This window comes from Devosia sp., from assembly GCF_030689745.1.
In the GTDB taxonomy this organism is placed as follows: domain Bacteria; phylum Pseudomonadota; class Alphaproteobacteria; order Rhizobiales; family Devosiaceae; genus Devosia; species Devosia alba.
In genome coordinates this window covers 23,514-35,280 of record NZ_JAUYGL010000083.1, presented here as the reverse complement: position 1 = coordinate 35,280, position 11,767 = coordinate 23,514, and the positions used below count along the sequence as shown (strand labels likewise).

At 64.5% G+C, this 11,767-nt stretch carries 11 protein-coding genes; 5 read left to right on the top strand and 6 right to left on the bottom strand.

The genetic code is table 11. The annotated features are described in order from the left end of the window. A partial coding sequence (locus tag Q8O80_RS07620) for a ribonuclease HII (RefSeq protein ID WP_305578591.1) occupies positions 1-521 on the bottom strand: 521 nt, incomplete at its 3' end. 30 nt (positions 522-551) lie between these two features. Continuing rightward, a complete protein-coding gene (locus Q8O80_RS07615) occupies positions 552-908 on the bottom strand; it encodes a DUF4180 domain-containing protein (RefSeq protein WP_305578589.1) in 357 nt (118 codons plus the stop codon). Between the two features lie 87 nt (positions 909-995). On the opposite strand from Q8O80_RS07615, the gene Q8O80_RS07610 reads away from it, so the two are divergent. Both Q8O80_RS07610 and Q8O80_RS07605 read left to right on the top strand, forming a co-directional pair. Further along, on the top strand, positions 996-1,595 hold the full coding sequence (locus Q8O80_RS07610) for a hypothetical protein (protein ID WP_305578587.1): 600 nt from the start codon (positions 996-998) through the stop codon (positions 1,593-1,595). 31 nt (positions 1,596-1,626) lie between these two features. Next, complete coding sequence (locus Q8O80_RS07605; RefSeq protein WP_305578585.1) at positions 1,627-2,325, top strand: HAD family phosphatase; 699 nt, start codon at positions 1,627-1,629, stop codon at positions 2,323-2,325. On the opposite strand, the gene Q8O80_RS07600 is transcribed toward Q8O80_RS07605, so the two are convergent. Further along, positions 2,322-3,470, bottom strand: coding sequence for a PA0069 family radical SAM protein (locus Q8O80_RS07600; protein WP_305578583.1), 1,149 nt, complete (start codon positions 3,468-3,470; stop codon positions 2,322-2,324). The genes Q8O80_RS07605 and Q8O80_RS07600 overlap by 4 nt on opposite strands. A 393-nt stretch (positions 3,471-3,863) precedes the next feature. Here Q8O80_RS07600 and Q8O80_RS07595 point away from each other — a divergent pair, with 393 nt between their 5' ends. Further along, positions 3,864-5,339, top strand: coding sequence for an MDR family MFS transporter (locus Q8O80_RS07595; protein WP_305578581.1), 1,476 nt, complete (start codon positions 3,864-3,866; stop codon positions 5,337-5,339). Positions 5,340-5,399: 60 nt separating this feature from the next. On the opposite strand, the gene moaB is transcribed toward Q8O80_RS07595, so the two are convergent. From moaB to Q8O80_RS07580, 3 genes are all read right to left on the bottom strand, one after another. After that, complete coding sequence (gene moaB / locus Q8O80_RS07590) at positions 5,400-5,936, bottom strand: molybdenum cofactor biosynthesis protein B (protein WP_305578579.1); 537 nt, start codon at positions 5,934-5,936, stop codon at positions 5,400-5,402. Continuing rightward, positions 5,914-7,242, bottom strand: a complete 1,329-nt coding sequence (locus tag Q8O80_RS07585; protein WP_305578577.1) for an MFS transporter — start codon at positions 7,240-7,242, stop codon at positions 5,914-5,916. Before Q8O80_RS07585 ends, moaB begins: the two co-directional genes overlap by 23 nt. Positions 7,243-7,369: 127 nt before the next feature. Continuing rightward, complete coding sequence (locus Q8O80_RS07580; protein ID WP_305578575.1) at positions 7,370-8,200, bottom strand: uracil-DNA glycosylase; 831 nt, start codon at positions 8,198-8,200, stop codon at positions 7,370-7,372. A gap of 66 nt (positions 8,201-8,266) precedes the next feature. Between Q8O80_RS07580 and Q8O80_RS07575 the strand changes: the two genes are divergently transcribed. Together Q8O80_RS07575 and Q8O80_RS07570 are read left to right on the top strand one after the other, a co-directional pair. Next, a complete protein-coding gene (locus tag Q8O80_RS07575; protein WP_305578573.1) occupies positions 8,267-9,913 on the top strand; it encodes an electron transfer flavoprotein-ubiquinone oxidoreductase in 1,647 nt (548 codons plus the stop codon). A gap of 107 nt (positions 9,914-10,020) precedes the next feature. Next, positions 10,021-11,763 carry a tetratricopeptide repeat protein gene (locus tag Q8O80_RS07570; RefSeq protein WP_305578571.1) on the top strand — a complete coding sequence of 581 codons (1,743 nt, stop codon included), beginning with the start codon at positions 10,021-10,023 and terminating at the stop codon, positions 11,761-11,763. Positions 11,764-11,767: the final 4 nt, after the last annotated feature.

The window sequence follows — 11,767 nt, the reverse complement described above, 5'->3', positions numbered from 1 at the left end:
CCGAAGGCCGGCGCGTCGCAATCCATGATCGCGCACATCCGGTCGCGCGTCACCTTGGCGACAATCGAGGCGGCGGCAATCGACACGCTGCGACCATCGCCGCCAATCAGCGCCAGCCCATCGCAGGGCAGGCCCAGCGGCACGTCACGACCATCAATCAATACCCGGTCCGGCCGCAGGCTGAGCCCGCAGGCGGCCTGGGCCATGCCCCACAGCGTCGCGCCGCGAATATTGCGCGCCAGGATGATCGACGGCGGGGCCACCACCACACTGATCGCCAGGGCCGAAGCGAATACCAGCTCAAACAGGATTTCGCGCTGCTCCTGGCTGAGCTTTTTGGAATCATTGAGCCCGGCGGGAATGGCGGCCGGGTCGAGCACCACCGCTGCCACCACGACCGGACCGGCCAGGGGACCACGTCCCGCCTCGTCGACACCGGCAACCACGCGGGCGCCCCGGGCCTGGAGCCAGGCCTCATGGCTGTAGTCGGGAGCGGTCTGGGGCGGCGAATCGATCAGCATGGTCGCAGCATCGTCCTGGCGCTGTTCAAGTCAAGCGAGCCGGGCGAGCAGAGCTTCACCATCGGGCACGAACAGGTGATGGCCGCGGCGGTTGGTCTCGTGGACGAAATCGTGCAGCGCCTTGCTGGACGCAATGGCGGTGGCAATGTCGCCCTGGATCACCAGGCGCCGGCCATATTGTTCCATCTTCTGGAACACCTCGCCGGCAAGGCGCGTTTGCAGATCGAGAAAGCCGGGCGCCAGCCGGGACACCGGCACGACAATAATGTCGGGGTCGGCGGCATAGGTCTCCCCGATGAGGTCGGGGCCGGTCAGGTCTGCCCCCAGCAGGCCGCCCTCGGGCGGGAGTTCGCAGATGACGATACCCTTGTGCGCGGTGACAATCATGTCGATCTCCCTGACTTAACCCTGTGACGAGCCCAGGCTATGGGTATAGTAGTGGCTGCCGGGGGGGCGCCAGAACAAGAGAAACAGATGATTTTCCGGACCGGCATCGTACTTTTCGCTGCTTTCGCCTGCGCAGTCCCTATCGCCGCCGAGCCCTTCCATCATCCCTTTGGCGAATGGCGCGAATATCATCGCGACTGGCTGGCGGCGTGCCCCGATGTGATCGACGAGGGAGCGGCTGATTATTATGGCTATTCCTGTTTCGCCAGCACCGGCAGTCAGCAGCTCAACGACGCCGGCCAGCCAGCCTACAAGCTGACCGTGCTGCGCAATCGCCTGACTGGTGCGCACGATATTGCCGTGACCATTGCCCTCGATGACGCGCAGACCGACACCAGCGGAATGCTGGAGCTGAGCTTTGCCGGTGACACCACCATACGCCTCGATTTTGCCAGCGACCTCGAAACCCGCCACAATACGCTCAATCAGTTCTTTGTGGTCGACCCCGCCCGCACGGCAGAGGTGCTTGAGAAGATGAAACAGCGCAATGCCATGACCCTGACCGTCCCCTTGATAGATGCCGCCAGCGCCGAACGCAGCACCCACACGGTGCGACTGTCGCTGCAGGGCGTGCTCGCCTCGATCGATTTCATGGCTGCGTTCGCCCGCAAGGTCACCCAATACTAGCCACGCCCCTTCCAAAACCCCGGAACCCTTCATGACCCCGACGCCCGGCGCCGCGCTGCTGTTTGATATCGATGGCACGCTGGCCGATACCGATCCGGTGCACCTGGAGGCCTTCAACCGCGCCTTTGCACCCTTCGGTCACCATTTTGACCGCGCACGCTTTGCCCGCGAACTGCAGGGCCTCGCCAATGTCGACATTGCCCGCACGCTGCTGCCCGATCTGTCTGCCGCCCAAGGCATGGCCGTGCTCGACGCCAAGGAAGCGCTGTTCCGCGATCTGGCAGCCTCCTCCATCCACGCTGTCCCCGGGCTGTTTGCCCTGCTCGATCTGGCCGATGCCGCCGGCATCGCGATGGCGGCAGTGACCAATGCGCCGCGCGCCAATGCCGAGCTGATCCTTGACGGGCTTGGGATCACCCATCGCTTCAAGGCCCTGGTGATCGGCGCGGAACTGGCGCATGGCAAGCCCCATCCGCTGCCCTATCTCGAAGGGCTGCGGCTGCTGGGCGCCGATGCCGCCGTTTCTGTCGCCTTCGAGGATTCGCGCACCGGCATCGCTTCGGCAACCGCCGCTGGTCTGGCCACTATCGGCATGCGCACCAGCCTCGACGATGCGCAATTGCGCGCCGCCGGCGCGGTGCTCACCGCTGATGGCTATGACGATCCGGCCGTGCTGGACTTCATCGGCACCTGGCTGCGCAGGCCCGCCACCGCCCAGGGCGGGGCCTAGAACAGGCTCATCTGCGCGCTTTCGAGCTGGGGCGGCGTGAACAGGTCATTGCGCAGGCCGGGCAGCTTGCCATCGAGCCCATAGCGCTCCCGCGCCTTGTCGAAGCGCTGGCGCAGCAGCGTGGCATAGGGGCCTTCGCCCGTCATGCGGGTGCCGAAGCGGCTGTCATAATCCTTGCCGCCGCGCGTATCGCGCACCAGCGACAGCACATGGCGCACCCGATCGGGGAAATGCCGCAACAGCCATTCGCGGAACACGTCGCGCACCTCGCCCGGCAGGCGCAGCAGGATCATCTGCGCGCTGCTCGCCCCCTGTGCCGCCGCGGCATCGAGAATGCGTTCGAGCTCCATATCGTTGATCGCCGGGATCATCGGCGAGGCAAACACCGCCACCGGCACGCCGGCTTCGCTCAGCAGCCGGATAGCCTCCAGCCGGCGGGCCGGGGAGGAGGCGCGCGGCTCCATGCGGCGGCTCAGCTTGTGGTCCATCGAGGTCATCGAAATGGCGACCTTGACCAGGCCCAGCTTGGCCAGTTCGCTCAGCAGGTCGAGATCGCGGATGATCAGCGAGGACTTGGTGGTGATCATCACCGGGTGCCGGGTCTCCAGCATCACTTCGAGAATGCCGCGCGTCAGCTTGTGCTTGCGCTCGGCCGGCTGGTAGGGGTCGGTATTGGTGCCCATGGCAATGGGCTTGACCCGATAGCTCTTGGCCGACAGCTCAGCCCGCAGCGCCTCGACGGCATTGGTCTTCACATAGATATCGCGCTCGAACTCGACCCCGGCCGAATGGCCCAGAAAGGCGTGCGTTGGCCGGGCATAGCAATAGGAACAGCCATGCTCGCAGCCACGATAGGCGTTGATCGAGCGCTCGAAACCGATGTCGGGACTGTCATTTGAGGTGATGATGGTCTTGGCGCGTTCGGCATGCTCGACCGTTTCAAAGATCGACAGCGGCTCGACATTGTCCCAGCCATCGTCAAAGGATTCGCGGGTCTGCTTTTCAAAGCGGCCACTGCGATTGCTCTGCGCGCCGCGGCCGCGAATGCGGTCCACTTCGAGCAGTTCGCGCCGCGCCAGATCGGCGTCGCGACTGCGGCTCAGCCGCTCAAGGGCTTCAAATGACGGAGCTTGATAGAGGGCCATGCGAACATCTCCTGCCGAGGTTGGAGCAGTCGAATCGTGACTGAACAACGCTTCAGTGATGTAGCAGTTCCATGGGAACAGAACAAGAACATTAGCCAGGCCGCCGGCGCTGGTGTAGCGCGGCAGCAACAGCGTCGATCCAACAAACCCGGTCCGCACAGCTACGAATAGACGAGCGTGTCGAACCCGACTATGCCAAGCGCCCTGCCAATCACATCCGCGTCATCGCGAGCCGGCCAGCGCACGCCACCTTGATGCTGCGCAGCGGTGTCGCCGCCGCGATTGAGCGTTCTGCTGACAGCCGATGTCACAGGAATAGTTCAAGACCACGTCGAATATGACTGGGGCCGTTCGTCATCCTGACGACGCCTGCCGATCCGAGGGAAATCATTGATGACGACCGAAGCACAATTCACCGACTCCGCGCTGCCGGGCGCGCTGGCACCTGCCGATAACGCGGCGCGCAACAAACTGGTCATTGCCCTGCTGCTGGGCTCCACTTTTGTCGTCTTTCTCAACGAGACGATGATGAGCGTGGCCATCCCCCATCTGATGGCTGATCTGGGTATCCAGGCCAATATGGCGCAGTGGCTGACCACCGCCTTCCTGCTCACCATGGCCATCGTCATTCCGATTACCGGCTTTCTGCTGCAGCGCCTGAACACCCGCCCGATCTTCATGCTGGCCATGGCGGTTTTTACCGCTGGCACGCTGATCTGCGCCGCTGCGCCGGGTATTGAACTGCTGATTTTCGGCCGCGTCATCCAGGCCGTCGGCACCGCCATCATGATGCCGCTGCTGATGACCACGGTGATGACCCTGGTGCCGCCGGAAACCCGCGGCAAGACCATGGGCAATATCTCCATCGTCATCTCCGTGGCGCCCGCCATCGGCCCCACCATTGGCGGCTTCATCCTGGCCAATTTCGAGTGGCGCTGGATGTTCATCCTGATGCTGCCCATCGCCCTGGCGGCGCTGGCCCTGGGCGCGCGCAAGATGCAGAACGTCACCACGCCGCGCTATGCGCCACTCGACATTGTCTCGGTGATCCTCTCCGCGCTGGCCTTTGGTGGCCTGGTCTATGGCCTGTCCAGCCTGGGCGAAGGCGAGCAGGCGGGGGCCGCCTTCCCGATCTGGCTGCCGCTGGTGATCGGTGTGGTGGCCATGGTGGTGTTCGTCTGGCGCCAGATCGGGCTGGCGCGGCAGGACAAGGCGCTGCTCGATCTGCGCACGTTCCAGTCCCGCAATTACACCGTTTCGGTGCTGACCATGGCCATCGCCATGATGGCGCTGTTCGGCGTGGTGATTCTGCTGCCCATCTATACCCAGAACGTGTTGGGCATAGACACGCTGCAGACCGGGCTCCTGCTGCTGCCCGGCGGCCTGCTGATGGGCCTGCTGGCGCCTTCGGTGGGGCGGCTTTATGACCGCATCGGCCCGACTAGGCTGCTGGTGCCGGGCACGGCACTGGTGTCACTGGTCCTGTGGGCCTTGACCCGGGTCGATCAAAACACTTCGGTGTGGGCCATTCTGACCGGCCATATCATCATCAGCGTCGGCCTTGCCCTGATCTTCACGCCCCTGTTCACCGCCGCAATGGGCTCGGTGCGGATGGACATGTACTCTCATGGCAGCGCCATTCTGGGCTCGGTGCAGCAGGTGGCCGGGGCGGCCGGCATTGCCCTGTTCGTGGCCCTGATGACCATTCGCACGGCCAGTCTGGCGGCGGATGGGCTGGAGCCGGTCAGCGCATTGGCCGGCGGCATTCAACTGGCGTTTCTGGTCGGGGCGGTGATTTCCCTGTTCGCCATCGTCACCGCCTTCATGGTGCGCAAGCCGGAGAACAACATGCCCGGCATGGGTCACTAGCCCAAACATCAACGGCGCCCCGCGGGGCGCCGTTTTTTTATCCCGCTCCTGTTGGGGCGCTCAGCGCTCGTCCAGCCGGGGCATCAGTTCGACGAAGTTGCAGGGCTTGTGCCGGTAATCGAGCTGATGGGTAAGAATACCCTCCCAGGCGTCGCGGCAGGCGCCGCGCGAGCCGGGGAGACAGAACACGAAGGTCGTGCCGATCAGCCCGCCGGTGGCGCGCGACTGCAGCGAGCTGGTGCCCACTGTGGTCGCCGAATACTGGTGGAACAGTACCGAAAAGCCGTCCATCCGCTTGTCGAACAGCGGCTCGACCGCTTCAGGGGTTACGTCACGACCGGAAAATCCGGTGCCGCCGGTGGTCAGGATAACGTCCACGCCCGGGTCGGCGACAAAGCCCTGCACGGACTGGCGAATCAGCTGGATATCGTCGCGCACCACCACCCGCTCGGCGCAGCGGTGCCCATCGGCCTCCAGCAGCGACTTCAGCAGGGCGCCGCCGGTATCAGTCTCGAGGGTTCGCGTGTCGGACACGGCGATGACGGCGATGGAAAGGGGCTTGAATTCCCGATCCTCAAATCGTTCGGTTTTGAACATCGGGGCTCTCCTCATCATTCATCCCGGCCAACTCGTCCGGCACCGGCTCTTCGTCGACCCGCATTTCCATCTCGTCGCCATCGCTGCGTGGATCGAGCACAATGCTCTCCGGCGTTACCTGGCGGTCATTGCCCATGGGCTGGAAGGGCGCGCGGTCGGCCGCGTCCACGCTCTTGCGGATGCGCATGCGCAGGAAGGCGGTTCCGGCCAGGGCGCCGTGGAAGGTGGCGGTGACCAGGAACAGCCCCACCGGCGACCAGGCATTCATGATCAGCGAGGAGACGACCGGACCAATCGCCAGCCCGATGCCCAGGATCAGCAGCATGCCGCCGGCGATCTTGGCGAACTCGCCATCCCTGGCATAGTCGTTGGCGTGCGCGACAGCGACGGCATAGATCGGGTTGGCGGCAAAGCCATAGGCGGCAAACAGCACATACATGCCCCAGCCCGCTTCGGGATTGATCAGCACGGTGAGGATGCCGACGATCGAGGCAAAGCCCGATAGGCCAATCATCACGATGCGGCGGTCAATGCGGTCCGACAATCGGCCAAACGGAATCTGCGCCACCGCGCCCAGAATCGCGGCTATGGCGAACAGCAGCGCAATGCCACTGGCGTCGAGCCCACGCTGATAGCCATAGACCGGCGCCAGTGTGCCGAATGAGCCATTGGCCATGCCGACCGAGAACGCGGCAATCGCGGCCACCGGCGAGGTGCGGTAGAGCAGGCCAATATCGATCTTGGCCGACGACAGCGGCCGTGGCTGCGGGCTTGAGGTCATCGCCGTCGGCAGAATGGCGCAGGCAAAGGCGATGGCGCCGATCACGAACGGCACATAGCCCGCGGTGCCGGTGACCGACATGGCCACCTGACCCAGCGTCGAGGCGGCCATGTTGATGGTGACATAGATGGAAAAGATCGTGCCCCGGCTCTTGTTTTCGGCGACTTCGTTGAGCCAGCTCTCCACGATCATCGCTGCCCCGGCAAAGCAGAACCCCGACAGGGCGCGCAGCACGATCCAGCTGATATCGTTGACCCAGAGCAGGTTGAGCAGAATGGTGATGGTGCCGATGGCCGCCATCACCGAAAACGCCCTGATATGCCCGGCCTTGCGCACCACCATGGGCACGGTGATGGAGCCAGCGACGAAGCCGACCGACCATCCGGTGCCGATCAGGCCCAGCGCCAGCAGGGAAAAGCCTTCCTCGGCACCGCGCACCGAGAGCAGCAGCCCCTGCAGCCCGCCGCCAAACATCAGTAGGGCGGAGCCCATGAACAGGGCGTAGATCTTGATTACCGAGGCCATGACGCTTTCGACTGTGCGGGACGGGAGTGACGCTGCAAATCACGCAACGGTGACATTAGTGCGGCCTTCCGCCTGCGGTGCAATGGAAAACCGGCCATGCCCCCCAATTTTCCGGCCGATCTCGACCCTAGCCGTCAAGCCCGAGCGCGATGATCTTGAGTTTGAGGCTGAGCATATCCGCCCAGGCCTGCTCCTTGGCCCGCGCATTGCGCAGCAGATAGGCCGGGTGCAGCGTGGGGATCGCCTCAACCTGATGGCTGCCAATGGCGAGGTTCTCCCACTTGCCGCGCATCTTGATGATGCCGGCAGTGGTGTCAAAAATCGTCTGCATGGCCGGCCCGCCCAGCGTCATCACCAGTTTGGGGCCCACCAGTTCGACCTGTCGCTGCAGGAAGGGCAGGCACAGCGCCAGCTCTTCGGGCGTCGGGGTGCGATTGCCGGGCGGCCGCCATGGCACGGTATTGGCGATATAGACCCTGGTGCGATCCAGCCCGATGGCCGCCAGCATGCGATCCAGCAATTGTCCCGATTTGCCGACAAACGGCTTGCCCTGACGATCCTCCTCGGCCCCTGGGGCCTCGCCGATCAGCATGATGTCGGCCTCGGGATTGCCATCGGCAAACACCAGTTGGGTGGCGCGCAATTTCAGCCCGCAGCCATCATAGCGGCCCAATATGGCCTGCAACTCATCCAGCGTCTTGGCTGAAGCCGCCAGACTGCGGGCTTCTGACGGGTCGCCGCCAAGAACCGGCGCCTCGGCAGCGCGCTGTACCGGCTGTGATCCGGGCGATGCTGCCGCGACCGGCGCGGCCACCGCAGCAGGCGTCACCCGGGCGGGCGGGCGCTGCGCGAAACGGTCGACCGGCGCTTCGCCCACGGCAATATCCACGCCGGCGGCGCGATACCAATCCAGCACGGCGAGCATCTCGTCGTGATTTAGCGGGTGATCTTGGGTCATGTTCTCTGTTATGTCACAGCCCGTTTGGCGCGGCCAGCCGCGTCAGAGCTCACGGGGGCATTGTATATGGCAGAGGCGGGCACGCGCGAAACTCTTTCCACCGATGTGCTGATTGTTGGCGCCGGCCCATCCGGACTGGCCGCCGCGATCCGCCTCAAGCAGCGTCACCCCGAACTGGCTGTGACCGTGGTCGAGAAATCCGCCGAACTGGGCGGCCACATCCTCTCGGGCGCGGTGATGGATCCGCGCGGGCTCGATGCACTGATCCCCGATTGGCGCCTCAAGGGCGCGCCGGTGGGCCCCGATGTCACCCGGGACACCTACCACCTGCTGACCGAGACGGCCGATTTCGCCTTCCCCCACTGGCTGATGCCACCGCAGCTCAAGACCCCCGGCGCCGTGATCGTCAGCCTGGGCAATCTGGTGCGCTGGCTCGGTGAGCAGGCCGCCGAACTGGGTGTCGATATTTTCCCCATGACCGCAGCGGTCGACGTGCTGGGCGGCGGCGGCGCGCCCGTGCGTGGCATTATTACTGGCGATCTCGGCCGTGATGCAGCGGGGAGTCCCAAGCCCGGCTTTGCCGAGGGCATTGCGCTGGAAGCCAAATATACCCTGATCGCCGAGGGCGCGCGCGGCTCGCTTGCCAAGAAAATTATCGCCGATTTCGAGCTGGCGAACGATCCGCAGAAATTCGGTCTGGGCATCAAGGAAGTCTGGGAGATTGCCGCCGACAAACACCAGCCCGGCCAGGTCGACCACTATCTCGGCTTCCCGCTCGACAACCGCACGGCCGGCGGCGGCTTTGTCTATCACGCCCAAGATCGCAAGCTCTATGTCGGGCAGGTGACCTATCTGGACTACCAGAACCCCACCCTGTCACCCTTTGACGAGTTCCAGCGCTTCAAGACCCACAAATCGGTGGCGTCCCTGCTCGATGGCGCGACCCGCATCAGCTATGGCGCGCGCGCCGTCACCGCCGGTGGCTGGCAATCGGTTCCCACGCTGGCTTTTGCCGGCGGTGGTCTGATCGGCTGCGCCGCCGGGTTCATGAATGCGCCCCGCCTCAAGGCCATCCACAATGCCATCCTGTCCGGCATCGGGGCCGCCGACGCGGTGGCCAATGCCATCACCCAGGGCCGCCAGCACGATCTCATCGCCGATCTCAGCGAGCGCGTGCTGCAGACTGGCATTGCCGACGAGCTCAGGGGCGTGCGCAATGTGAAGCCGCTCTGGTCGCGGCTGGGCACGGTGCTCGGCGCGCTGGCGGGTGGCGTCGAAATGTGGACTTCAGCCCTTCTGGGTCGTTCACTGCTCGGCACTTTGCGGCATGACAAACCCGACTTTACCGGGCTCAAGCCCAAGGCCGCCGCCCCCGCAAGGACTTACGCCAAGCCCGATGGCAAATTGACCTTTGATCGGGCCTCTTCGGTCTATCTTGCCAATCTGGCGCATGACGAAGACCAGCCGGTTCACCTCAGACTGGCCGACCCCCTGGTGCCGGTGCGCGACAATCTGCCGAAATATGGCGAACCGGCGCCGCTCTATTGCCCGGCCGGCGTCTATGAAATGGCCGAGGAGGACGGAGCCCCGGTGTTTCGCATTCACGCTGCCAATTGCGTGCATTGCAAGACCTGTGACATCAAGGATCCGGCCCAGAACATCACCTGGGTGCCGCCAGAAGGGGGCAGCGGCCCCAATTACAGCGGCATGTAGCCGGACACTGTCATCACGCTCGCGCGGGCGGCCTTGCGGCGCGGTCCCAAAACGGCCAATCTTTGACGCCAGAATGGGCCCCGTGGGCCAAGGGAGAATACATCGTCGTGACATCGCATCTGAACCGCTTCGTGCGTCCGGCCCTGATGGCCATTCTGCTGGCAACATCGGCAGGTCAGGCCGCGCTATCGGCCCCGTCCGTGCAGACGGCCCAATCGGACACCCGAACCAGTTTTGATCTGCTGCCCATGCTGCGGGCCAGTGTCACCGGTGCCTATCTGGCGGGCCAGCAGGCGCTGCAGGATTTGCGCACTGACGAGGCAGCGCGCTATCTGTACCAGGCAGCCCAGGCTGACTGGCAGAACCCGGTGCTGGTTGAACGCGCCTTCATCGCCTTTGCCGCCGATGGGCAGATCGGACAGGCAGCCTCCACCGCCAAGCATCTGCTGGAGCTCGATCCCAGCAATGAGCTGGCCGAACTGGTGGTAGCCAGCGAGGCGCTCAAGGAGCGGCGCTACGATGCCGCCGAGCGCCAGCTGGGCGCCATCGGGCAGGATAGCTTCACCGGCATCACGGCCAGCATTCTGCGCTCCTGGGCGCTGGTGGGCGGCAATCGCAAGGCCGAAGCCGACGCCATGCTCGACAGCCTCGGGCAGACCGGGTTGAACGACTTTCTGGTCTTCCACCGCGCCTTGATGGCGCAGGTTGCCGGCGAAACCGAAGAGGCCATCGAGCTGGCCGCCCAGGCCTTCGAGGCAGAGCCCTATGTGGCCCGCATCGTTGAGGTCTATGCCCGCGTCCTGGCCAATGCCGGACGCTTTGACGAGGCCAGGGACGTTATTGCCGAATTCGAAGGCCAAGGATTGAGCCACCCCATCGTCACCCTGGTGCGCGAGCAGATCGAGGCTGGGCAGCGTCCCGGCATATTCGCATCCAATGTGCAGGTCGGCGCTGCCGAAATGTTCCACGGTATCGGCGTTGCCCTGTCGCGCGACGGCAGCCTTGACCTGGCGCTGGTGTTCCTGCGCGTGGGGCTCTATCTCGACCCCAATGCCGACGTGATTTCCCTGGCGCTGGGCGAGTTGCTCGATGCCGCTGGCCAGCATGACGCCGCCAGCCGCATCTATGATGGGGTGCCGGTGACCTCGGCAATGAAGCCAACGGCGGTGGTGCGCATCGCGCAGAACCTCGATGCGCAGGGCGACCGCGCCGAGGCCCTGCGCCGCCTGGGCAATATCGTGGCTACCCGGCCTGACGATCTCGACGCCGTATCGGTCTATGGGGACATGCTGCGTTATGACGAGCAATACCCCGAAGCGGCGGCTGCCTATAGCAAGGCCCTGGCGATCACCGGTGGCGACCACCCGACCGATTGGCGCTTTTTCTATGTGCGGGGCATTGCCTATGAGCGTGCCAAGCAGTGGCCCGAGGCCGAAACCGATTTCCTCAGGGCGCTTGAGCTCAATCCTGACCAGCCGGCGGTGCTGAACTATCTTGGTTACAGCTGGATCGACCAGGACATGCATCTGACCGAGGCGCTGGCAATGATCCAGAAGGCCGTCGAGGCTCAGCCCCAGGATGGCTATATCGTCGATTCGCTGGGCTGGGCCTTCTACAAGCTCGGCCGCATCGATGAGGCCGTGCAGACCCTGGAGCGCGCCGTGTTGCTGCGGCCAAACGACCCCGAACTCAACGATCATCTGGGCGATGCCTACTGGACGGCAGGTCGCCAGCTCGAGGCGCGTTTCCAGTGGAACGTTGCGGCGGCAATGGATGAGGATGGCCATGTCAAGGAACGGGTGGCCCGGAAGCTGGCTGATGGCCTGACGGCAGGAAACGCAACTGAATAGCCCC